18 protein-coding genes and 1 pseudogene are annotated in these 23,477 nt (G+C 72.1%); 12 read left to right on the forward strand and 7 right to left on the reverse strand.

Annotated features, from left to right (window positions below):
• Positions 1-123: 123 nt before the first annotated feature.
• The 4 genes from IE313_RS16295 (at position 124) to IE313_RS16310 (ending at position 6,221) form a co-directional block, all read left to right on the forward strand.
• On the forward strand, positions 124-879 hold the full coding sequence (locus tag IE313_RS16295; protein WP_189932761.1) for a TIGR03089 family protein: 756 nt from the start codon (positions 124-126) through the stop codon (positions 877-879).
• Positions 880-1,129: 250 nt separating this feature from the next.
• On the forward strand, positions 1,130-2,338 hold the full coding sequence (locus tag IE313_RS16300) for an LCP family protein (RefSeq protein WP_229924685.1): 1,209 nt from the start codon (positions 1,130-1,132) through the stop codon (positions 2,336-2,338).
• 268 nt (positions 2,339-2,606) lie between these two features.
• Complete coding sequence (locus tag IE313_RS16305; protein ID WP_189932765.1) at positions 2,607-4,433, forward strand: LCP family protein; 1,827 nt, start codon at positions 2,607-2,609, stop codon at positions 4,431-4,433.
• Positions 4,434-4,502: 69 nt separating this feature from the next.
• Positions 4,503-6,221, forward strand: coding sequence for an LCP family protein (locus IE313_RS16310; protein WP_189932767.1), 1,719 nt, complete (start codon positions 4,503-4,505; stop codon positions 6,219-6,221).
• A 90-nt stretch (positions 6,222-6,311) separates the two neighbouring features.
• Here IE313_RS16310 and IE313_RS16315 read toward each other — a convergent pair whose 3' ends face one another.
• Positions 6,312-7,331, reverse strand: a complete 1,020-nt coding sequence (locus tag IE313_RS16315; protein WP_189932768.1) for a glycosyltransferase family 2 protein — start codon at positions 7,329-7,331, stop codon at positions 6,312-6,314.
• Positions 7,332-7,548: 217 nt separating this feature from the next.
• On the opposite strand from IE313_RS16315, the gene IE313_RS16320 reads away from it, so the two are divergent.
• The 6 genes and pseudogenes from IE313_RS16320 to IE313_RS16345 all read left to right on the forward strand — a co-directional run.
• Positions 7,549-9,204 carry an LCP family protein gene (locus IE313_RS16320; RefSeq protein WP_444546250.1) on the forward strand — a complete coding sequence of 552 codons (1,656 nt, stop codon included), beginning with the start codon at positions 7,549-7,551 and terminating at the stop codon, positions 9,202-9,204.
• Positions 9,205-9,480: 276 nt separating this feature from the next.
• A complete protein-coding gene (locus IE313_RS16325) occupies positions 9,481-10,860 on the forward strand; it encodes an LCP family protein (protein ID WP_189932772.1) in 1,380 nt (459 codons plus the stop codon).
• Between the two features lie 143 nt (positions 10,861-11,003).
• Complete coding sequence (locus IE313_RS16330; protein WP_373317002.1) at positions 11,004-11,933, forward strand: amidohydrolase family protein; 930 nt, start codon at positions 11,004-11,006, stop codon at positions 11,931-11,933.
• 726 nt (positions 11,934-12,659) lie between these two features.
• On the forward strand, positions 12,660-12,851 hold the full coding sequence (locus IE313_RS16335) for a hypothetical protein (RefSeq protein ID WP_189932774.1): 192 nt from the start codon (positions 12,660-12,662) through the stop codon (positions 12,849-12,851).
• Entirely contained in the window at positions 12,835-13,359 is a 525-nt protein-coding gene (locus IE313_RS16340; RefSeq protein ID WP_189932776.1) for a DUF6879 family protein, read from the forward strand. The genes IE313_RS16335 and IE313_RS16340 overlap by 17 nt, the downstream gene beginning before the upstream one ends.
• Positions 13,356-14,144: pseudogene (locus tag IE313_RS16345) on the forward strand (helix-turn-helix domain-containing protein); the annotation flags it as partial. The gene IE313_RS16340 and the pseudogene IE313_RS16345, both read left to right, overlap by 4 nt.
• A 564-nt stretch (positions 14,145-14,708) precedes the next feature.
• Here IE313_RS16345 and IE313_RS16350 read toward each other — a convergent pair.
• Positions 14,709-15,890 carry an acyl-CoA dehydrogenase family protein gene (locus IE313_RS16350; RefSeq protein WP_268256713.1) on the reverse strand — a complete coding sequence of 394 codons (1,182 nt, stop codon included), beginning with the start codon at positions 15,888-15,890 and terminating at the stop codon, positions 14,709-14,711.
• A gap of 311 nt (positions 15,891-16,201) precedes the next feature.
• Between IE313_RS16350 and IE313_RS16355 the strand changes: the two genes are divergently transcribed.
• Positions 16,202-17,542 (forward strand): UDP-glucose dehydrogenase family protein, encoded by a 1,341-nt coding sequence (locus IE313_RS16355; RefSeq protein WP_189932779.1) that lies wholly within the window; start codon positions 16,202-16,204, stop codon positions 17,540-17,542.
• Positions 17,543-17,722: 180 nt separating this feature from the next.
• Here IE313_RS16355 and IE313_RS16360 read toward each other — a convergent pair whose 3' ends face one another.
• The 3 genes from IE313_RS16360 to IE313_RS16370 all read right to left on the reverse strand — a co-directional run bounded on the left by IE313_RS16360 (position 17,723) and on the right by IE313_RS16370 (position 20,720).
• A complete protein-coding gene (locus IE313_RS16360; protein WP_229924686.1) occupies positions 17,723-18,937 on the reverse strand; it encodes a dipeptidase in 1,215 nt (404 codons plus the stop codon).
• Positions 18,934-19,440 (reverse strand): 5-(carboxyamino)imidazole ribonucleotide mutase, encoded by a 507-nt coding sequence (purE, locus tag IE313_RS16365; RefSeq protein WP_189933105.1) that lies wholly within the window; start codon positions 19,438-19,440, stop codon positions 18,934-18,936. Before purE ends, IE313_RS16360 begins: the two co-directional genes overlap by 4 nt.
• A 107-nt stretch (positions 19,441-19,547) precedes the next feature.
• The gene (locus IE313_RS16370; protein WP_189932781.1) at positions 19,548-20,720 is read right to left on the reverse strand and encodes a 5-(carboxyamino)imidazole ribonucleotide synthase; all 1,173 of its coding nucleotides are present in this window, start codon (positions 20,718-20,720) and stop codon (positions 19,548-19,550) included.
• A gap of 93 nt (positions 20,721-20,813) precedes the next feature.
• Between IE313_RS16370 and IE313_RS16375 the strand changes: the two genes are divergently transcribed.
• Complete coding sequence (locus IE313_RS16375; protein ID WP_189933107.1) at positions 20,814-21,398, forward strand: GtrA family protein; 585 nt, start codon at positions 20,814-20,816, stop codon at positions 21,396-21,398.
• Here IE313_RS16375 and IE313_RS16380 read toward each other — a convergent pair.
• On the reverse strand, positions 21,391-22,665 hold the full coding sequence (locus IE313_RS16380) for a sensor histidine kinase (RefSeq protein WP_189932782.1): 1,275 nt from the start codon (positions 22,663-22,665) through the stop codon (positions 21,391-21,393). The genes IE313_RS16375 and IE313_RS16380 overlap by 8 nt on opposite strands.
• A 25-nt stretch (positions 22,666-22,690) precedes the next feature.
• Positions 22,691-23,368 carry a response regulator transcription factor gene (locus IE313_RS16385; RefSeq protein ID WP_189932784.1) on the reverse strand — a complete coding sequence of 226 codons (678 nt, stop codon included), beginning with the start codon at positions 23,366-23,368 and terminating at the stop codon, positions 22,691-22,693.
• Positions 23,369-23,477: the final 109 nt, after the last annotated feature.

Below are 23,477 nucleotides of genomic sequence, written 5' to 3' on the forward strand. Positions count from 1 at the left end.
AACTGTCCATTTCACCCCGCGCTCCCGCTCAGCCCCGGCTGACGCGCCGTCGGCCCAACCGGGTGGCCCCCGCCTCCCCCGCCCGGCCGCATCCGTCCGAGGCGCCCGCGTAGGCTTAGCGGCGTGAACACCACCGACCGCACCCCCGCCGACCTGCTGCGATCCGCACTCGCCGCGGACCCGGGCCGCCCTCTGGTGACCTTCTACGACGACGCGACGGGTGAACGCGTCGAATTGTCCGTGGCGACCTTCGCCAATTGGGTGGCCAAGACGGCGAACCTCCTCCAGGGCGATCTCGCGGCCGAGCCGGGTGACCGGCTCGCCCTGCTGCTGCCCGCGCACTGGCAGACCGCGGTGTGGCTGCTGGCCTGCTCCTCGGCGGGTGTGATCGCGGATGTCGGCGGTGACCCGGCGGAGGCGGATCTGGTGGTCAGCGGGCCTGATGCGCTCGATGCGGCGCGCGCCTGCCGCGGGGAGCGCGTGGCGCTCGCACTGCGCCCGCTGGGCGGCCGTTTCCCGCAGCCCCCGGAGGGCTTCACCGACTACGCGGTGGAGGTACCGGGCCAGGGCGACCGCTTCACGCCGTTCGCGCCCGTCGACCCCGCCGCGCCCGCGCTGATCGTCGCCGGCGCCGAGCTGTCCGGTGCGCAGGTGGCGGCGCGCGCCGCGGCCGACGCCCCGGGACTCGGCCTGACGGGCCCGGGCTGCCGGCTGCTGTCCACGCGCGGCTACGACACCTGGGACGGCCTGAGCGCCGGGCTCTACGCACCGCTGGCGGCAGATGGCTCCGTGGTGCTCTGCCGCCACCCGGAGCAGCTCGCCGGAGACACCCTGGACAAGCGCATCGGGACCGAGCGGGTGACGGCCACCGCCCGCTAGCCACACGGTCAAGGAACCCCCGGGCGGGACGCCCGCGCCTGCCACCCGCCTCCCGGACCACCCGCCTCCCGGCAGACTCGCCTCCCGCGCCACCCGGCCCCCGCACCACCCGTTCGGCCCCGTGCGCCCCGGGGTCCGCGCGCCGCGGCGGCGCCGGCGGGTCATGGTCGTAGGGACAGCCCGGGCACCGGCCGGGCAGCCGCTGCCGGGCCGGGCCGGGCACCGACGTCCCGAGGGGGTGGATGCACAGGTGGCCGACACCGAGGGCACGCCGGAGCCCGAGCGCCCGGACGACCGCGCGTCCGTACCGCCCGCACCCGGCACCCCCGCCGGCTCCGCCCCCACCGGCACGGGCGCCGTCCGCCGCAGGCGCCGCATGCTGCGCGGGGCGGCGCTGGGAGGCGCCGTGCTCGTGCTGGCCGCCGGCGGGGCGGGCTGGGTGGCCTACGAGGAGCTGAACGGCAACATCACCGCGGACACGGGCGCGGCCGCCGAACTGGAGCGGTACGAGAAGGAGCGGCCCACGGCACTGGTCCGCGGCGCCCAGAACATCCTGCTGATCGGCTCCGACAGCAGGGCGGGCGCGGTCAACCGCAGGTACGGCCACGACAACGGCACCCAGCGCTCCGACACCACGATCCTGCTGCACCTCGCGGCCGACCGGCGCCGGGCGACGGCGGTCTCCGTCCCGCGCGACCTGATGGTGCAGGTGCCGGCCTGCCGCAGGCGCGACGGCACCGGGACCCGGCCGGTCCGGGCGATGTTCAACCACGCCTTCGAGACCGGCGGTTCGGCCTGCACGGTCCGCACCGTCGAGAAGCTCACCGGCATCCGCGTCGACCACTACATGATCATCGACTTCCGGGGCTTCAGGCGGATGGTGGACGCGCTGGGCGGCGTGCGGGTCTGCCTCAGGCAGCCCGTGCGCGACGCCGACGCCCACCTGGCACTGCCCGCAGGACGGCAGACCCTCGACGGCGAGCAGGCCCTCGGCTACGTGCGCGCCCGCAAGAGCCTGGGCAACGGCAGTGACACCGACCGCATCGACCGCCAGCAGCGCTTCCTGGGCGCCCTGGTGGCCAAGGTGCGCAGCAACGGCGTGCTGCTCAACCCGGGCCGCCTCTACCCGGTGCTGGACGCGGCGACGTCGTCGCTGACGACCGATCCGGGCCTGGCGAGCCTGCGGGGCCTTTACGACCTGGTGCGGGGCGTGCGCAACATCCCCACAGGACATATCCAGTTCCTGACCCTGCCCCGCCGCCCGTACCCCGGCAACGCCAATCGTGATCAACTCGTCAGAAACGCGGCGGAAAAGCTCTTCGGCCAGCTCCGTACGGACGCTCCCGTGGAGGTCGTCCACGCGCCGCGGGAGGGTGCGCACGACAGGAACGGCGGAGCGAGGCGTTCTCCAGCCCCGACATTCCGGGGCAATACGGCGGCGCAGGACACGTGCGGATGAGGGCTACCGCACCCGAGCATGGCCCGAAGTACCCCACAGGAGTAAAACGATCGCCAACGGGGGCCCTTCGTTTCGCGGAATTGCGGGGGATTGCCCGGTTGTAGGGACGTGGAATTTGTCACCGTCGTCGTTCCGTACTGAAGTGGGCGGATAGTGTGAGCGGTCCGGTGCACCAGGCCACTTGGTCGCACACTGCTGGACGACTCACCGAGCGCCTCGACAGGCAAGGGGGAAGGCGCCGCGTGGCCCCGACGGAGGACGGACAACCGTGGACGCGCAAGGCCGTGGGCGGTCGGACGACATCGACCCCGCAGACCAGTGGGTACTGAACCCGGACACCGGCGATTACGAACTGCGACTGAACCCCTCCGCTGGGCAGTCGCCCATGCCGGGCCAGCGCGGCGGTGGGCGCGGCGGCCGTGCCGCGGAGCGGCAGGGCGGCGGCCGGCGCCGCCCCCAGCAGGGTGAGCGGTCGGCGCAGCGCGCCACCGGGGCGGACGCCGCGGGCCGGCGCCCGCCCGGCCGCCGGGCCGGCGGGCGCGGTGCGCCGCCCCAGGAGGACGTGGACGCCCCGAGGGTGCCCGGGCAGCGCAGGCGGCGCCCGGTCCAGGAGCCGGCGCCGGGCCGCCGCCGCGGACGGCCGAAGAAGAAGTCCACGGCGAAGAAGGCGCTGCTGTGGACCGGCGGCGTGATGGCGTTCGTGCTGGTCGGCACGGGCACGGCCGGGTACCTCTACTACCGGCACCTGGACAACAACATCAACACCACCGACGTCGCCGGTGCGGGCAGCAGCGGCTTCGCCAAGGACGCGGCCTTCAACGTCCTGCTGATCGGCACGGACAAGCGCACCGGCAAGGGCAACGAGGGCTACGGGGACAAGGGGAGCGTCGGGCACGCGGACACCAACATCCTGCTGCACGTCTCCAAGGACCGCACGAACGCCACCGCGCTGAGCATCCCGCGCGACCTGATCACCGACATCCCCGACTGCCCGACGAAGCAGCCGGACGGCTCCACCAGGATCGTGCCGGGCACGGACGACGTGCGCTTCAACACCAGCCTCGGTCAGGACGGCCGCGACCCGGGTTGCACCATGCGCACCGTCGACCAGATCACCGGTGTGCACGTGGACCACTTCATGATGGCCGACTTCAACGCGGTCAAGACGCTCAGCGCCGCCGTCGGCGGCGTCGACGTCTGCCTCGGCAAGGACGTGGACGACCCCGACTCGCACCTCAAGCTGTCCGCCGGGCACCACAACCTCAAGGGCGAGCAGGCGCTGGCGTTCGTGCGCACCCGGCACAGCTTCGGCAACGAGGGCGACCTGGACCGCATCAAGGTCCAGCAGCAGTTCCTCGGCTCGCTGATGCGGAAGATGTCCTCCAGCGACACGCTCACCAGCCCGAGCAAGCTGACCAGCCTCGCGGAGTCGGCGACCAAGGCGCTGACCGTGGACACCGGCATCGGCCACATCAGCACCCTCAAGGACGTCGCCCTGGAGCTGAAGAAGGTGCCGCCGAAGAACATCACGTTCACCACGCTGCCGGTGGTGGACAACCCGAACGAAGTGGTGCACGCGACGGTCGTCGTCAACAAGGCCCAGGCCGACCCGCTGTTCGCGATGCTCCGCGACGACGTGTCGCTGACCGAGGTCAAGAAGAAGGAGTCGCAGCACAAGGCCGAGCAGGCCGACCGCCTCAAGGGTCCCAAGTCGGCCGCGTCCGACGTGCGCGTCAACATCTACAACGGCGGCGCCGTGGCGGGCTCCGCCCAGGAGACCCTGAGCTGGCTGCAGAACACCGAGGGCGTGCTGAAGTCGAGCCAGTTGGGCAACGCCCCCGCCAACGTCGCGAAGACCACACTCGAGTACTCCCCCGACCAGGCCGACCAGGCGCGTGAGCTGGCCGACCTCATGGGGCTGCCCGCCTCGGCGATGAAGCCGGGCAAGAGCGAGGAGAACGACCAGGGGCTGCCCGCGGTCGTGCTCACCCTGGGGCAGGACTTCAAGGGCGCGGGGGTGCCCATAGCCGCTCCGTCGAAGGCGCCGGAGGGAATCCAGAAGGTCGAAGCCGACAAGGCGGTCTGCGCCAAGTAACCCTCAAGGGGTTTCACGCGTCTAACCGGGCGTAGGGGGCCCGAAGGGCGCAGGGTGGGGAGGCAGGGCATGAGGCAGAGCGGTGTACGTGGGGAGGGCGTACCCATCGGGGCGCGTGGCCCGGATGTCCGGTCGGCCCACGAGCTCGGGTGGGACGACAGCCTGTACCAGGAGGGCTCAGGCGCTGCCGGAGAGGCGGTGGCGGTCGCGGCCGGTGGTCGCGGCGGGCGCCACGGGCCGCCGGGTGGGCGCGAGGCGGCCGGTGCCGAGCGGCGCAGCGACGCCGGTGCGCCGCGGCGGGGCCGGCGGGTGCTGCGCTGGTCGGCGACCGTCCTCTCGGTGCTGATACTCGGCACGGCGGGCGCCGGCTACCTGTACTACCAGCACCTCAACGGCAACATCCGCACCGACCCGTTGAACATCGGCGACCACAAGGCACCCGCGCCCACCCCGAACGCCGCGGGTCAGACCCCCCTGAACATCCTGCTCATCGGCTCGGACGCGCGGGACACCAAGGAGAACCAGAAGCTCGGCGGCGCCCGGAGCACCTTCGGCGGCGCGCCGCGGGCGGACGTCCAGATGCTGGTGCACCTCTCGGCGGACCGCAGCAACATGTCCGTGGTGAGCATGCCGCGGGACACCCTGGTCCAGATCCCGCAGTGCACCGACCCGAAGACCGGCCGCGTGTACCCGGCGAGCACCGAGCGGACCCTGGCGAACCAGTCGCTGGAGCGCGGCGGCCCCGGCTGCACGGTCGCCACCTGGGAGCAGCTCACCGGCATCCACATCGACCACTTCATGATGGTCGACTTCGCGGGCGTGGTCTCCATGGCCGACGCCATCGGCGGCGTCCCCGTCTGTGTGGACGCCAACATCCACTCGAAGGACAGCCAGGGCCACGGCTCCGGGCTGAAGCTGACCAAGGGCACCCACTACATCAAGGGCGAGCAGGCCCTCCAGTGGCTGCGCACCCGGTACGGCTTCGAGGACGGCAGCGACATCGCGCGCACCAAGGCCCAGCACCAGTACATGAACTCGATGGTGCGCGAGCTGCGCAAGAACGCCACCCTGTCCAACCCGGGCAAGCTGCGCGGCATCGCCGAGGAGGCGACCAAGGCGCTCCGCGTCGACAACGGCCTGGACACCGTCAAGAAGCTCTACGACCTCAGCACCGAGCTGAAGAAGGTGCCCGCGGACCGCATCACCAGCACCACCATGCCGTACGACTACGTGGGCGCGCGGGTCGTGCCCAAGCCGGGCGACGCCGACCAGCTCTTCAGGCTGGTCCGCGACGACCTCGCGCTGGACGGCAAGAAGACCGGGGGCAAGAAGCCCGCGCCGCCGCCGGCGGCGTCCGAGGACGAGGCGGCACCGGACGGCGAGATCGCGGTACGGGTCCAGAACGGCACCCGCACGCCCACGCTGGCACCCGTCAGCGGCCGGGCCTCGGAAGTGGCGCAGCAACTGGGGCGGGAGGGCTTCACACGGGCCGTCGCGGACCCGACGACACCGCTCGCGCAGGAGCGGACGGTGCTGCGCTACCCGAGCGCGGACCTGGAGGGCGACGCGCAGCGGGTGGCCAAGGCGCTCGGTATTCCGCCGAGTGCCGTCGAGCGCTCGACGAACGTCACGGGCGTCACGCTGGTCGTCGGCGCCGACTGGCGTCTGGCGGGGCCTTACCCGAAGTCCGCCGGTACCGGCGACGACAAGGCTCCGAAGTCGGCCGACCCGCTCAACGGGGCGGACGCGTCCGCGTGCATGCACGTCAATCCGGCGTACTCGTGGTGAGCGTTCCCCCTCGGCCCCCCGCCGCGCCGCGCAGGACTGCGCGTGCTCCCCGCGCGGGGCGGCTCCAGGCCACCGGGGGCGCGGGCGGGCTCAGCGGCGGCTGGCGATGACCCGCCTGGCCAGGGAGCGGGGACTGGTCAGGAAGCCCCAGCCCCAGCACATGTGCATCGTCGCCAGCGCCACCGGGATCCACTTCCGCGACCGCAGGGGCAGCCCCCGGCCCGCGGGGACCGAGCCCGCCAGGATCGCGGCCAGGTAGGCACCGGGCACGAGCAGCGCCCACGGCGTGAGAGCCGCGCCCACCACCAGGCCGGCGGCGATCGCGCACAGGGCCGTCGGCGGGGCGAGGTAGCGGAGGTTGATCGAGCCCTCGTGGTACCGGGCGACCACGTGCCGCCAGCGGCCGTAGTCCTTGTACTGCCGGGCGAGCGCCCGCACGCTCGGCCGCGGCCGGTAGGAGACCCGCAGTTCGGGCGAGAACCAGACCAGCCCGCCCGCCTCCCTGATCCGGAAGTTCAGCTCCCAGTCCTGGGCCCGGATGAACTCCTCGTTGTACCCGCCCTGCTGCTCCAGGGCCGTGCGCCTGAAGACGCCGAGGTAGACCGTCTCCGCGGGCCCCGCCGTGCCGCCCGTGTGGAACGCGGCGTTGCCCACCCCGATCTTCGAGGTCATCGCGGCGGCCACGGCCCGCTCCCAGTCGCTCTCGCCCTCGGCATGCATCACCCCGCCGACGTTCTGCGCGCCGGTCTCGTCCAGGAGCCGCACCGCGGTGGCGATGTAGTCGGGCGAGAGCATGCCGTGGCCGTCCACGCGGACCACCACCGGATGGCGGGACGCCTTGATCGCGGCGTTCAGCGCGGCCGGGGTGCGGCCGGCGGGGTTGGGCACGGTGTGCACCCGCGGGTCCTCGCGGACGAGTTCCGCGGCGATCTCGTCGGTGCGGTCGGTGGAGGGACCGAGCGCGAGGACGACCTCCAGTTCGCCGTCGTACTGCTGGGCGAGGATCGCCTGCACCGCGGTGCGCAGGTGCCGCTCCTCGTTGAGTACGGGGATGACCACGGACACGGCGGGGGGCTTCTGGTCCGCGGAGCGGGAGGTGAGGGATTCCATGTCTTCTTTCGGCGTTCTCTCGGCCGGGGGCGCGGCTGCCACCGGCAGAACCGGCCGCCTCCCGGCGTGCGGTCCGCACGGGTGGCGCCCGGCCGCGGTTCTGCGCCCGCGGCACGGCGGCTTCAGCCCGTCACGTTACCGCGTACGGGGGAAGGGGGCGCGCGTCCGGGGGACACCGCCGCGCGCCGTCCGGCCGTAGCAGCGGGCCGGATTTCGTATGGACGTACTGTTCTGGGCGATCGTCCGGCCCCAGCACCGCGGAGGTGCCCCTGTGCCCACGCCGCCCCGCTCGCCCGCCCGCCACGACCGCCCGCCCCACCCGCCGCGCCGCACCCCGCGCCCCGCGCCCGCCCCCCGGCCGCGCGCCGCCATGGCTCCGGCCGGGCAGGAAGGGGTGGGCGCGGAGCGCTCCCGGTCGAGGGCGGCGACGGGCGGCGGGCGGGCGGCGGGACGGCGCAGGCCGGGGCCCCCTCCGAGACCCCCGAGACGGTGGGGGAACCCCCGCTGGGCGATGCGCACCGCGACCACCGTCTCGGTGCTGGTCCTGGCCGCGGCGGGCATCGGGCACGCGGTGGTCAGCAGCCTGAACGGCGGGATCGACCGCGTCGACCCGTTCAAGGACATGAAGAACCGGCCGGAGCCCGGCCACGGCATGAACGTCCTGCTGGTCGGCACCGACGGCCGCGACAGGATCACGCCGGAGGAGCGGACCGCCTACCGGCTGGGCGGCGCGCCCTGCCACTGCACCGACACGATGATGATCGTGCACCTCTCGGAGGACCGCGGCCGGGCCAGCGTGGTGAGCCTGCCCCGGGACTCGTACGCGGTGGTCCCCTCCCGCCGCGACCCGGGCACCGGCCGGCTGCTCCCGGCCCATCCCGTCAAGATCAACGCGGCGTACGCGGAGGGCGGGCCGCAGCTCACCGTGCGCACCGTCGAGCACATGACCGGAGTCAAGATCGACCACTACCTGGAGGTCGACTTCACCAGCTTCATGAAGACGGTGGACGTGCTGGGCGGAGTGGAGATCTGCACGCCGAGCCGTCTGACGGACGCCTACACCGGCCTCGACCTGAGCGCGGGCCGCCACCGGCTGGGTGGCGGCGAGGCGCTCCAGTACGTGCGCTCGCGGCACATCGACGGGGCGGCCGACCTGGGGCGGATGCAGCGCCAGCAGCGGTTCCTCGCCTCGCTGATCTCCGAGGCGACCTCCTCGGGCGTCCTGCTGAACCCGGTGAAGTTCGCCGGTCTCACCCGGACCGTGCTCGGCTCGGTGCGCGCGGACGGCGACCTCGGGCCGCGCGAGATGCTGGACCTCGGGCGCGCGATGCGGGGGTTCTCTCCGTCGTCGTCCGAGTTCGCGACCGTTCCGATCCGGGCGGCTGGGCTGCCCGTGAAGGGGCTCGGCGAAACGGTGCGGTGGGACGGCGCCAAGGCGCGGGAGCTCTTCGACGCCATCCGTGAGGACCGGCCGCTCTCGCCCGCCGCAGGCCCCCGGCAGGTCCGGGTGGTGGAGGTGGCGCCGCAGGGGATCCGGGTGCAGGTCGACAACGGCACGGCCACACCGGGGCTCGCCAGGCGCGTCGACACGGCGCTCAGGTCCACCGGGTTCCGTACGACGGGCACCCCCCGGACCGCGAAGGAGCACGACGTGCGGCGGACGGTCATCCTGTACGACCCGCACTGGAACCGTTCCGCGAGGTCCCTGGCCGCGGCCCTGCCCGGCAGCGAACTGCGGGCGGCGCCCGGCCGGGGCGCGGTGCTCAAGGTGATCGCCGGCTCCGACTTCAGGGAGGTCACCCGGGTCCGCACAAAGACCGCGGGGGCCGGGGGCACGGACACGGTGCGGGGGGACCAGGTGGCGTGCACCTGAGCGACCGGGGGCCGGCCCGGCGCCCTGGCGGGGCGGCGCCCTGGCGGGGGGCCGCGGGGGAGGCACGGGCCGCGGGAGGACGGCGCGCGGTGCCCCGGCCGGTGAGCCCGCCTTCTGTGGTGTGCGCCACAAATGTCATGCGGCACACCCCAAGGGCGCCCCCGCCCCCTTTGCCACCCCCCTACCACCCCTGTTTGCATCAGGTCTGCAACATCCCCGACCCGAAACATCCCGCGTCCTGTAAGCGCCGGGGGCGCAGCCTGCACACTGGCCCGTATGAGTGAATGGCAAGGGGGCTCCTCCCGTCCGGGGCGCACCGGAAACAGCGGGGGCCGGCCCGACGAGAGAGGCCAGGACCGCTACGGACGCGGCAGCGGCAGCGCACAGCCGGAGGGCGCGCGTGTGATGCCGCACATCCAGCGCGGGCAGGCTCCCCGGCCGCGCCCGTCCGCCCCGCCGTACGGCGCCCCCACCAGACGGCCGGGCATCCCGCCCCAGCCGTCCGGCAGACCCGGTGGCTCGTACTCCGACGGTTTCGAGGGCCCGGGCGGCCCCGGGGCGTACGACAGCGGGTACAACACGGGCCAGGTCTACGGCTCACCGCAGCACGGCGGCCACGGCGGCGGTGACGGCTACGACGGGTACGACGGCTACGGCCCCGCCGGCGCCCGCCCCCGGCCGAACTGGGGCCGCCGGATCAAGGCCGGCGTCATCACCCTGGTCGTCGTGGTGGTCGTGGCCTCCGTGGGCACCTACTTCTGGGCCGACTCAAAGCTGCGGCGGGACGTGGACCTCTCCAAGGTCATCAACCGGCCCGAGGCGGGCGACGGCACCAACTACCTGATCGTCGGATCCGACAGCCGAGAGGGCATGTCCGACGAGCAGAAGAAGGAACTGCACACCGGGTCCGCGGCGGGCAAGCGCACCGACTCGATGATCATCCTGCACGTCGGCGACAACGGCGACACGATGATCTCGCTGCCCCGCGACTCGGACGTGGAGATCCCCACCTTCAAGGGCTCCGAGTCCGGCAAGACGTTCCCGGGCACCGGCAGGCACACCAAGCTCAACGCCACCTATGCCATGGACGGCCCCGAGCTGCTGGTGCGCACCATCGAGTACAACACCGGCCTGCGCATCGACCACTACGCGGAGATAGGCTTCGCCGGCTTCGCGAACATCGTCGACGCGGTCGGCGGTGTGGAGATGACCCTGGACCAGGGCTTCAAGGACACGTACTCGGGCGCCGACTTCAAGGCGGGGAAGCAGACCCTCAACGGCCAGCAGGCCCTGGCCTTCGTCCGCACCCGGCACGCGTTCGCGGCCAGCGACCTCCAGCGCACGAAGAACCAGCAGAAGTTCCTGGCGGCCCTCGCCCACCAGGTGGCCACGCCGTCGACCGTGCTCAACCCGTTCAAGCTCTACCCGGTGCTGGGTGCGGGACTGGACTCGCTGATCGTCGACAAGGACATGAGCCTGTTCGACCTGGCGTCCATGTTCTGGGCGATGAAGGGCGTCTCCGGCGGGGACGGCAAGCAGCTCAACATGCCGATCTCCGGCTCGGTGGGCGGCAACCTGGTCTGGGACAAGGCGAAGGTCAAGACGCTGGTGGACGAGTTGAGGAACGACGAGAAGGTGACGGTGTCGGGCAACTGAGCAGGCCCCGCCCCGCCTCCGTGCCGCCACGGCCCGCCGACCCGTTCGGCGGGCCGTCGGCGTACCGTGCCCGCCAGGGCGGCGCACGGCGTCCGCACCTCCGCCCCCCGTCCTCCGCCTTTCGGACCCAGTGAGGCAGCCACGTGCTGAACGACACCCCCGCGACGACACCGCCGCCCGCCGGCGCGCCTGCCACCGCGCCCGACGAGCGCGCCCGGGTCGCGCGGTTCCGCGCGTCGCTCGGGCTCGACGCGCTCGTCGACGTCCACACCCACTTCATGCCGCAGCGCGTCCTGAGCAAGGTGTGGGCGTACTTCGACGCGGCGGGGCCGCTGGTCGGCCGCCGCTGGCCGATCACCTACCGGGCCGACGAGGAACGGCGGCTCGAGGTGCTCAGGGGATTCGGGGTGCGGGCCTTCACCTCCCTGCTCTACCCCCATCGGCCGGGCATGGCCCGGTGGCTGAACGACTGGGCGGCCGACTTCGCCGCCCGCACGCCCGACTGCCTGCACACGGCGACGTTCTTCGCGGAGCCGGAGGCCGCCGCCGACGTCCGCCGTGCCCTGGCGCAGGGCGCACGGGTCTTCAAGTGCCATGTGCAGGTCGGCGGCTTCGACCCCAACGATCCGCTGCTCGACGAGGTCTGGGGGCTGCTGGCCGACGCCGGGGTGCCGGTGGTGACGCACTGCGGCTCCGGTCCCGCGCCCGCCGCCTTCACCGGCCCCGGTCCGATCGCGGCACTGCTCGCCCGCCACCCCCGGCTGCGACTGGTCGTCGCCCACCTGGGCATGCCGGAGTACGAGGACTTCCTCGACCTGGCCGAACGCCATGCCGGGGTGATGCTGGACACCACGATGGCGTTCACGCCCTTCACGGAGTCCGAGGCCCCCTTCCCCCGCAGGGCCCTGCCCCGGCTGGCCGCCCTCGGCGACCGCGTACTCCTGGGCACCGACTTCCCCAACATCCCCTACGCCTACGGCGACGCCCTCACGGCCCTGGAGCGCACCGGCCTCGGCACCGCGTGGCTCCGCGCGGTCTGCCACGACAACGGGGCGCGGGTCTTCGGGCTGTGAGCGTCCCCGGGAATCCGCGCGCCGCCCGGCTCGTCCGGCTCTGCTCGGCACATCCTCTGGAGGAGGGTCGCCGGTGCTTCGCGTGCTCGTCGGCAGCCCGCCCGGGCGAGGGGGCGCAGGGGGCGGCCTCCCCGCCTTGCGGGGTGCGGCGGTGCCGGACGTTTGGGCGGGCTGCCGTCGTGCGGTTCTCCTTGTTCCCTGCGCCGGCCGGCTGCGGCGCTGCGTGACGGGAGGTGTCCCGGTTCCTGTCGAACGCCCGTGCCGGCCGGCTACGGCAGAACGTCGCCGGGACCGCCACCCGCGTGCAAGCGGTGACAGGCCGGCCGGTCCTCCCCGGCCGTTCGACAGTCACGACGATGTCGGGCGGTGTTGTGCCCCCAACGGCGGTTGCTCCGACGCACCGGAGCACCCGGGCGGACGTGCCACGTGCCCCGTGCATGTCGATCCGGACCTCGAAAAAGCCTCCGCCCTGCGAGGGATCCTGCCAGGGGAGGCCTCTCCGAGAGGATGCCGCCGGCATGTCCCCGTGATCGTCAGTGGTACTGCGCCGGTCACCCCGGCCGCGTGGGATCCGAGACCGGGAAGGCGGCGGACCAGCAGGCTTGGCAGACGTCAGGCGGTTTCCCGTTCCGTCAACCGTGATCGCTTGACCCACACGCCCGTCCCTCGGGAGCATCAGTCCCAGACGCGAGGCACTGCCAGCGGCATGGGAGGGGGATCCAGACCATGAAGGTCACCAAGCTGGTCAGCACGTGCGACATCAAGGACTGCCCGACGATCTACGCGACAGATCGCGGCACCGTCTTGGTGCAGGGCGGGACGCCAACGGACCACGGGCTTCAGATTCCCGCTCATGAAACCCTGGTCGAGATCCCGATGGAACTGCTCCAGAAGGCCATCCGTGACAAGCTCATCTAAGACCCTCGGCGACCTCTTCGGCTCCTTCCGGCGTGAGGCCTTTCGTCTGGAGACCCTGGACGACTACAGCAAGTCCGGGAACGTCGACGCGTATCACACCTACTTGGCCGGGGAACCGCAGCCGGAGGACTACAACTCCGGGTGGGTGGAGGAACTCCGCTCGCACACCGAGAACGGCAAGCGGGTCCATCGGGTGCACATTGTGTCGCGCCCGCTCACGGACTATCTCCGATTTGAACTCGGGTGGGGCTACCGGAAGAACATGACCGGCGGTGAAGAATTCTCCATCCTCGACGTCACCGACAGGCTCAATCCGCTGGCCGGCGTCCCGGACTTCTGGTGCTTCGATTCCGAGTCCGTGGCCGTGATGAACTACGACGGGGCGGGAAAGTACCTGGGCTCAAAAGCGCTGGAGCCGGAACGGGTGGCGGAGTTCACCAGGTACCGCGACACGGCACTCGCCCACGCGGAACCGTTCACCGAATGGTGGGCCAAGTACGGGGCGTGAACAGAGCACAGCTCGGGGCCGCGCTGCGGGCGCTGCGCATGGCGTCGGGAAAGGAAGCGAAGGTAGTGGCCCGCGGCGCCCTCATGTCTCCGTCCAAGCTGTCCAAGATCGAGAATGCCAATCTCGCACCGAGCGCCGCGGATGTGGAACGCATCCTGACCGCCATCGGCGTGTCGGATGAGGTCAAGGCCGAGTACACGGAGGCCGCCCGAGCATCGGCGACGGAAGCGACGGCGTGGCGCCTGCTGAAACGCATCGGCGTCCACAAGGGGCAGCAAGCCGCCATGGCCCTGGAATACCAGATGTCGACGCTGCGACTCTTTCAACCGGCACTGGTCCCCGGCCTGCTGCAAACCCCCGAGTACATCCGCGCCGTCCTGAAACGGCACAATCTGAGTGAAGACGCCCTCACACGCACGATCAACGGACGGCTTGAACGGCAAGCGGTTCTCTACGACAGCGCGAAGTCACTGCGGTTCGTCATCACGGAACCCGTACTGAGGTGGAAGATCGTCCCGCCGCAGATGATGGCGGCACAACTCGACCGCATCGTCTCTGTATCGCGCCTGCCTCATGTGGATATTCGGGTAGTTCCACTGGCGCTTCAGCAGAATGACATCGCCAATCACGCGTTCGTCATCCGGGATGACCATATGGTCACGATAGAGACCGTGCACGCCGAGGTCGTCGTCACGGACCCCAGAGACGTTGGACTGTACGTGGACAAGTTCGACGGGTTCACGGTCGTAGCCCTGTCGGGTGACAGAATGCGCGGCCTGCTCGAAGACACGGCCTGGCTCGGTGAGCGGCTGGCCGAATATGCGCCCCGGTTCGCAGCGGAGAAGGACCGAGACACCACCCGCCTGGCCAGACTGGTGAGTTCTGCTGCCGAACAACTGCGCTCGGGCACCGACGTGTCGTACGGCTTCTATCTCGAACGTCCCTCATATCTGTCCCTGGTGGTGGTGACGTGCTCGCCGAACCGTGCCGTTGCCGACGTGGCTTGCCCAGTCGCGTAGTCGGAACAACGAGGGCCCCGTCCATCCGCACGGGCCCCTTCGCTTCGGCCGGTCCACCGAAGCGAGCGAGCCGTGTCACCGGGGGTGGCGCCCGGCGCGGACGACCCCGCGGAGGCGTCAGGGGTCGTCCGATCAGCGTACGGCGACAGCCCCCGGCATCACGCCGGGGGCTGCGTTGTCTGTACAGGTCAGCGGACGTTTCCGGTCCGGCATCCGCCCAGGATTCCCCGGCATGACGCCCTGGAACGGTCCTGACCGGGCCGCAACGGGCAGAGAGCCGAAGCTGTCCTCTCGGACCCTCCGAACAGCCCCTGACCCGCAAAACCCCCGCTAGGGCAGGTTCCTGGCCATCACAATCCGCTGGACCTGGTTCGTGCCCTCGTAAATCTGCGTGATCTTGGCATCGCGCATCATCCGCTCCAGCGGATAGTCCCGCGTGTACCCGTACCCCCCGAGGAGCTGCACCGCGTCCGTGGTGATCTCCATCGCCGCGTCCGAGGCGAAGCACTTCGCCGCGGCTCCGTGGAACGTGAGGTCCTGCTCCTTGCCGCCGGCGGCGACGCGTTCCGACTTGGCCGCCGCCGCGTACGTGAGCTGGCGGGCCGCCTCCAGCTTCATCGCCATGTCGGCGAGCATGAACTGGACACCCTGGAAGTCGGCGATCGGCTTGCCGAACTGCTTGCGCTCCTTGACGTAGCCCTTGGCGTAGTCGAGGGCGCCCTGCGCGATGCCGAGGGCCTGGGCGGCGATGGTGATGCGGGTGTGGTCCAGGGTGCGCATCGCGGTGGCGAAGCCGGTGCCCTCCTCGCCGATCAGGCGGTCGGCCGGGACGCGTACGTCGTCGAAGTAGACCTCGCGGGTCGGAGAACCCTTGATGCCGAGCTTCTTCTCGGGCGCGCCGAAGGACACACCGGGGTCCGACTTCTCGACGACGAAGGCGGAGATGCCGCGGGAGCGCTTCTCCGGGTCGGTCACGGCCATCACCGTGTAGTACTCGGAGACGCCGGCGTTGGTGATCCAGCGCTTGACGCCGTTGAGGACGTAGTGATCGCCGTCGCGCACGGCCCTGGTCTTCATGCCCGCCGCGTCCGAGCCCGCGTCGGGCTCGCTCAGGCAGTACGAGAACATCGCGTCGCCCTTGGCGAGGGGGGTCAGGTACCGCTTCTTGACGTCCTCGGAGGCGGAGAGCACCAGCGGCAGCGAGCCGAGCTTGTTCACCGCCGGGATCAGCGAGGAGGAGGCGCAGACCCGGGCCACCTCCTCGATCACGATGACGGTGGCGAGCGCGTCGGCGCCCGCGCCGCCGTAGCCCTCGGGGACGTGCACCGCGTGCAGGTCGGCGGCGCGCAGGGCGTCGAGCGCCTCCTGCGGGAAGCGGGACTCCTCGTCCACCGCGGCGGCGAACGGTGCGATCTTCGCCTCGGCGAGCGACCGCACCGTCTCGCGGAGCATGGTGTGCTCCTCGGAAAGCTGATACAGGTCAAATGACGCGTTTCCCGCCGATCCCGCCACTGTCACTCACTCCCCAGACACATTGACCGTCAGACACCTGGACCGCCGCGCCCCGCCGACGCCGCGGACGCCGCCCGCACCGCCTCGGCACGGCTGCTAACTACCGTTAAGTAACCGCATCCTACGGGCCCGTCCCGGGCACGCACAGGTACGCGCGCGTGAGGTTGCCGACAGCACCCGGAGGCAGTGGTTCAGCACCTGCCCCCAGGGGCCCGCGGCTATGCTCGGGCCAGCGCGCCACCGGCCGGGCCCCGGGCGGCCCGGCCGGCGCAGACGTACACCTGCCCGCCCGCAGAAGTCCTGGAGCACGCATGTCTCTGAAGATCACCGTGATCGGCACGGGTTACCTCGGGGCCACCCACGCGGCGGCCATGGCCGAGCTCGGCTTCGAGGTGCTGGGTCTTGACGTCGCGCCCGAGAAGATCGAGATGCTCTCGCGCGGCCAGGTCCCGATGTACGAGCCGGGGCTGGAGGAGCTGCTGCGGGCGCACGTCGCCGGGATCGAGGGGTCCAGCGGACGGCTGCGCTTCACCATGGACTGGGCCGAGGCCGCCGAGTTCGGCGATGTGCACTTCCTGTGCGTGAACACCCCCCAGAAGCACGGCGAGTACGCCTGCGACATGTCGTACGTGAACTCCGCGGTCGACTCGCTCAGCAAGCACCTGCGCAGGCCCGCACTCGTGGTGGGCAAGTCGACGGTGCCGGTCGGCAGCGCGGCACGGCTCGCGGGCCGGATCGCCGAGCTCGCGCCCGCGGGCGGCGACGTCGAGCTGGCCTGGAACCCCGAGTTCCTGCGCGAGGGGTTCGCCGTCCAGGACACCCTGCACCCGGACCGCATCGTGGTGGGCGTGCGCGGCGAGCGCGCGGAGAAGCTGCTGCGCCAGGTGTACGCGGGGCCGGTCGCCGAGGGCTCTCCCTTCATCGTCACCGACTTCCCGACCGCCGAGCTGGTGAAGACCGCGGCCAACTCGTTCCTGGCCACCAAGATCTCGTTCATCAACGCCATGGCGGAGGTCTGCGAGGCCGCCGGCGGCGACGTGGCGGGGCTCGCCGAGGCCATCGGGCACGACGAGCGGATCGGCAGGAAGTTCCTGCGGGCCGGGATCGGCTTCGGCGGCGGCTGCCTGCCCAAGGACATCCGGGCCTTCATGGCCCGCGCGGGCGAGCTGGGCGCCGACCAGGCCCTGACGTTCCTCCGCGAGATCGACTCCATCAACATGCGGCGCCGCGGCCTGATGGTGGAGATGGCGCGTGAGGGGGTCGGCGGCAGCTTCCTGGGCAAGCGGGTCGCGGTGCTCGGCGCCGCCTTCAAGCCGGACTCGGACGACGTGCGCGACTCCCCCGCGCTGAACGTCGCCGGCCAGATCCACCTCCAGGGCGGCCAGGTCACCGTCTACGACCCCAAGGGCATGCCCAACGCCAAGCAGGTCTTCCCGACGCTCGGCTACGCCGACTCGGCGCTGGAGGCGGTGCGCGGGGCGGACGTGGTGCTGCACCTCACCGAGTGGCGCGAGTTCCGCGAGATCGACCCGGCCCGGCTGGCCTCCGTCGCCGCCCACCGCCTGGTCCTCGACGGCCGCAACGCCCTCGACCCCGCCCGGTGGCGCGCCGCCGGCTGGACGTACCGGGCGATGGGCCGCCCGACGGCGTGACCCCGCCCGGCCGGGGCCGGGGGCGGGGCGACACCAGGGGCAGGAGACCGGAGCAGGAGACCAGGTCGGAGGCAGGAGACCAGGTCAGGAGACCAGGTCAGGGGCGGGGGCACCCCGTCAGGGGCGCCCCCGGCCGTCCGGTCGCCGGCCGTCGAGTTCCCGGGGCGGCCGTGTCCCGGGTCAGCCGTCGAGTTCCCCGATCGTCGCGTTGGAGGGCCCCCGGGACGCACCGAGCTCCCGGGCCGCCGACTCCGCCGCGTCCAGTACGCGCACCGCGTTCTGCCAGGTCAGCTTGGCGAGGTCGGCGCGGGACCAGCCGCGGGTGCGCAGCTCGGCGATGAGGCGCGGATAGCCGGAGACGTCATCGAGGCCACTGGTCGTGAAGGCGGTGCCGTCGTAGTCGCCACCGATGCCGATGTGGTCGACGCCCGCCGTCTCGCGCATGTGGTCCAGGTGGTCGGCGACCGTGGCCACGGTCGCGATCGGGCGCGGGTTGCGCTCCTCGAAGGCGCGGTGCACCTTCCTCGCCTCCGGCGTGGTGTCCAGGTGGTGCAGGCCGTGGGCGCGCATGTTGTCGTCGGCGGCCCTGGTCCAGGCGACCGCGGCCGGCAGGACGAACTTGGGCACGAAGGTGGCCATCGCCACGCCGCCGTTCGCGGGCAGCCGCTCCAGGACGTCGTCCGGGATGTTGCGCGGATGATCGCACACGGCGCGCGCCGAGGAGTGCGAGAAGATCACCGGCGCCTCGGTGGTGTCCAGCGCGTCCCGCATCGTGGCGGGGGCGACGTGCGAGAGGTCGACCAGCATGCCCATGCGGTTCATCTCCCGCACCACCTCGCGGCCGAACGCCGACAGGCCGCCGACGGCCGGTTCGTCGGTCGCCGAGTCCGCCCAGGGAACATTGTCGTTGTGGGTGAGCGTCATGTAGCGCACACCGAGCCGGTGCAGGCCGCGCAGTGTCGCGAGGGAGCAGTTGATGGAGTGGCCGCCCTCGGCACCCATCAGGGACGCGATCCGCCCCTGCCCGCGCGCCTGCTCCATGTCGGCCGCCGTGCGCGCCCTGACCAGGGCTTCCGGGTAGCGGGCGAGAAGCTGCTCGACGCAGTCGATCTGCTCCAGCGTGGCACTGACCGCCGACTCCCCGGCCAGGTCGCTGCGCACGTACACCGACCAGAACTGCGCGCCCACCCCGCCCGCGCGCAACCGTGCCAGGTCGGTGTGCAGGTAGGCGCTCTGGTCTGCGGCGATGTCCCGCCGCCCGAGGTCGTAGCGGACCTGCTCGCGCAGCGCGTGCGGCAGGTCGTTGTGCCCGTCGGCGACGGGATACTCGCGCAGCAGGTCGAGGGCCTCGTCCAACGGGGAGCCGCCCGGCGGGAAGGAGGTCACGGCGGTCACTTCCCGGAGCCGAAGCCGAAGCCGGCCGAGGCGCCCTGCGTCCTGGCGCGCAGCCGCCTGCCCTTCTCGGTGGCCTGCTCGTTGAGCTGGCGCTGGAACTCCTGCATCCTGCCGAGCAGCTCGTCGTCGTGTGCGGCGAGGATCCGGGCGGCGAGCAGACCCGCGTTGCGGGCGCCGCCGACGGAGACCGTGGCGACCGGCACCCCGGCCGGCATCTGCACGATGGACAGCAGGGAGTCGAGGCCGTCCAGGTGCTTCAGGGGCACCGGGACGCCGATCACCGGCAGCGGGGTGACCGCGGCGAGCATGCCCGGCAGGTGCGCGGCGCCGCCCGCGCCCGCGATGATCGCCTTCAGTCCGCGCCCCGCGGCCCGCTCCCCGTACGCGATCATCTCCTGGGGCATCCGGTGCGCGGAGACCACGTCGACCTCGTAGGAGATCTCGAACTCGTCGAGGGCCTGTGCCGCCGCCTCCATGACGGGCCAGTCCGAGTCCGAGCCCATGACGATGCCGACGGCGGGGCCCGCCGGGGCCTGGGCGCCGGCTGCGGTGCGCCCGGGGTCGGTCACGGCGTCGGGGCCCGGCGCGGCCTCCTGGTCGGGGGAGCTGGTCATTCGGTGATCGTTCCTCTGAGGTAGCCGGCAGCGTGACGGGCGCGCTCCAGCACGTCGTCGAGGTCGTCGCCGTAGGTGTTGACGTGCCCCACCTTGCGGCCGGGTTTGACGTCCTTGCCATACATGTGGATCTTGAGCTGGGGGTCGCGGGCCATGCAGTGCAGGTACGCCCCGTACATGTCCGGGTAGTCGCCGCCGAGGACGTTGCACATGACCGTCCAGGGCGCACGGGGCCGCGGGTCGCCCAGCGGAAGGTCGAGCACCGCCCGCACGTGGTTGGCGAACTGCGAGGTGATCGCACCGTCCTGGGTCCAGTGGCCGGAGTTGTGGGGCCGCATCGCCAGTTCGTTGACGAGGACCCCGCCGTCGCGGGTCTCGAAGAGCTCCACGGCGAGGTGGCCGACCACGCCCAGTTCCTTGGCGATCCGCAGCGCCAACTGCTCGGCGCGCAGCGCGAGGTCCCGGTCCAGGCCGGGCGCGGGCGCGATCACCGTGTCGCAGACGCCGTCGACCTGGCGGGACTCGACGACCGGGTAGGCGACGGCCTGGCCGTGCGGCGAGCGCACCACGTTCGCCGCCAGCTCCCGTACGTAGTCGACCTTCTCCTCCGCCAGCACCGGCACCCCGGCCCTGAAGGGCTCCGCGACGGCGGCGTCGTCGGCGGAGTCGACCACCCAGACGCCCTTGCCGTCGTACCCGCCGCGCACGGTCTTCAGCACGAGCGGGAAGCCGTCGGCCGCTCCGCCGTCCGCACGGGCGCCCAGCTCGGCCGCGAACGCCGCCACGTCGGCGGGGTCCCGCACGATCCTGTGCCGCGGGCTCGGCACTCCGAGGGCGTCGAGGCGGGCCCGCATCACCCCCTTGTCCTGGGCGTGCACGAGCGCCTCGGCGCCGGGCCGGACCAGGACGCCGTCCGCCTCCAGCACGCGCAGGTGCTCCGTCGGCACGTGCTCGTGGTCGAAGGTGAGCACGTCGCAGCCCTGCGCGAAGGCACGCAGCGTCGCCAGGTCGCGGTAGTCGCCGGCGACGACGTCGCCCACCACCTGTGCCGCGGAGTCCTGGAGAGTGTCACTGAGAAGCTTGAACCTGATGCCCAGCGGGATGCCCGCCTCGTGTGTCATACGAGCGAGCTGGCCACCGCCGACCATGCCTACTACCGGGAACGTCACATGCCCAGGGTATCGGCCGCCGGAAGCGGCCCGAGCGGGCTGGTTAGCATGGGGCGGTTGACGCATCACGAGCGACGGGGGCTGGACGACACCATGGACCGGGACGATTCCGCCCATCCCGAGCGGCCGCCCGGCCGCGGGCCGTGGGTGCGCGTGGAGCGCGTGGTGCGCGAGCTGGCCAAGTTCGGCGCGGTCGGCGGTGCGGGCCTGCTCGTCAACCTGCTGGTGTTCAACCTGGTGCGCGGCGTCACCGACCTCCAGGTGGTGCGGGCCAGCGTGATCGCGACGGTGGTCGCCATCGCGTTCAACTACGTCGGGTTCCGCTACTTCGCCTACCGGGACCGCGACAAGAGCCGCCGCACCAAGGAGCTCACGCTCTTCCTGCTGTTCAGCGTGATCGGCCTGGTGATCGAGAACGGTGTGCTGTACGCGGCGACGTACTGGTTCGGGTGGGACGGCCCGCTGGAGAGCAACGTCTTCAAGTTCCTCGGCATCGGCATCGCCACCCTGTTCCGCTTCTGGTCGTACCGGACGTGGGTGTTCCGGGCGCTTCCGCAGGGCGGGACGCCCGCGGCGGAACCGGTCGGGGTGGGCCCGGCGGCCCACCAGGAGCCGGGCCCGGCCCCGGACGGCGGCGCGCCGCGCCGGCCGCCCGGTGCGGCGGGCCCCCTCATCTGACGGTGTGCTCCGCCCCCGGCTCGCCGGACGGCCTGCGCAGGGGCGTGCGGGACAGGAAGAGGCCGAAGACGGGCGGCTTGGGCTGGAGCATCTCCAGGCGGCCCCCGTCCGCCTCCGCGAGGTCGCGGGCGACGGCGAGCCCGATGCCGGTGGAGTTGCGGCCGCTGATGGTCCGCTCGAAGATCCTGGCGCCGAGGTCGGCGGGGACCCCCGGACCCTGGTCGGTGACCTCGATCACGGCCTGGTTCCCGGTGACGCGGGTGCGCAGGGCGACCGTGCCGCCGCCGTGCATCAGGGAGTTCTCGATCAGCGCGGCGAGCACCTGGGCGACCGCGCCCGGCGTGCCCACGGCCCTCAGGTGCTGCTTGCCCGAGTTGATGATGGCGCGGCCCGCGCTGCGGTAGGCCGGCCGCCACTCCTCTATCTGCTGCTTGATCACCTCGTCCAGGTCGAAGGCGACGGCGCTCCCGGTGCGCGGGTCGCGGGAGTTGGTGAGCAGCCGCTCCACGACGTCCGTGAGCCGCTCGACCTGGGTCAGCGCGATGGTCGCCTCCTCCTTGACCGTGTCCAGGTCCTCGGTGACGGTGATCTCCTCCAGGCGCATGGAGAGCGCGGTGAGCGGAGTGCGGAGCTGGTGCGAGGCGTCCGCCGCGAGCCGCCGCTCCGCGGTGAGCATCCGGGCGATGCGCTCCGCCGAGCCGTCCAGGACGTCGGCGACACGGTCGAGTTCCGGCACGGAGTAGCGCTTGTAGCGGGGCCGCGGATCGCCGGAGCCGAGCCGCTCCGCGGTCTCGGCGAGGTCGGTGAGCGGTGAGGTGAGCCGGTTGGCCTGGCGCACGGCGAGCAGCACGGCCGCCGCGACGGCCAGGGCGGCCACCGCGCCGATGATCAGCAGGGTCCTGCCGACCTCCTCGGTGACGGTGGACTGCGGCTCCTCGACGGTGACGATCTCGCCCCGGTCCCCCTTGGCGTCGGCCCTGATCACGTCGCCGGAGGGCCGGGTGCCCACCTCTATGGGGTGCCGCCCGGGGATGTCGATCACCGCGTACCGCTCGGCGACCTGGCCCTTGAGGATGTCGCTGGTGATCTGCTGGTCGGTGAGCAGCCGGCTGTTGACGATGCTGACCAGGCGCACCGCCTCGGAGTCGACCCGCTCGTGGGCGCTGTTGCTGATCGTGCGGGTCTCGACGATCACGAGCGAGACCCCGAAGACGGCGATCACGACGAGCACCACGGCGAGCGTGGAGTTGATCAGGCGGCGGCGCACGGCGCAGGCACCTCCGTAGGTCTGCCTAACTCTTCTCGAAGCGGAAGCCCACTCCGCGCACGGTGGCGATGTAGCGGGGGTTGGCCGCGTCGTCGCCGAGCTTCTTGCGGAGCCAGGAGATGTGCATGTCGAGGGTCTTGGTGGAGGACCACCACGTGGTGTCCCAGACCTCGCGCATCAACTGGTCGCGCGTGACCACCCGGCCCGCGTCCCGCACCAGGACCCGCAGCAGGTCGAACTCCTTCGCCGTGAGCTGGAGTTCCTCCTCGCCCATCCAGGCGCGGTGCGACTCGACGTCGATCCGCACACCGTGCGTGGCCGGCGGCTGCTGGGGCTCGGTGGCGCCGCGGCGCAGCAGGGCCCGCACCCGGGCGAGCAGCTCGGCGAGCCGGAACGGCTTGGTGACGTAGTCATCGGCGCCCGCGTCGAGCCCGACCACGGTGTCGACCTCGTCGGCACGGGCGGTGAGGATGAGGATCGGCACCGCATGGCCGTCGGCGCGCAGCCTGCGGGCCACCTCGAGGCCGTCCATGCCGGGCAGGCCGAGGTCGAGGACGACGAGGTCGACCTGGCCCTGCATGCCCGCGTCCAGCGCGGTGGGCCCGTCCTCCCGTACCTCGACCTCGTACCCCTCCCGGCGCAGGGCACGGGCCAGGGGCTCCGAAATGGACGCGTCGTCCTCGGCGAGCAGTACACGGGTCATGCACGTGATGGTAGTCCGCGCGGCCAGGAGCCCGTGGCGCGATCAGCGGCGGCTCCGGGGCGCGCGAGGCCCGGGGGCGGGGCGCACGGTGTGCGCCTGCGGCTCATGG

Source organism: Streptomyces sulfonofaciens (genome assembly GCF_014656295.1).
Classification (GTDB): Bacteria; Actinomycetota; Actinomycetes; order Streptomycetales; family Streptomycetaceae; genus Streptomyces; species Streptomyces sulfonofaciens.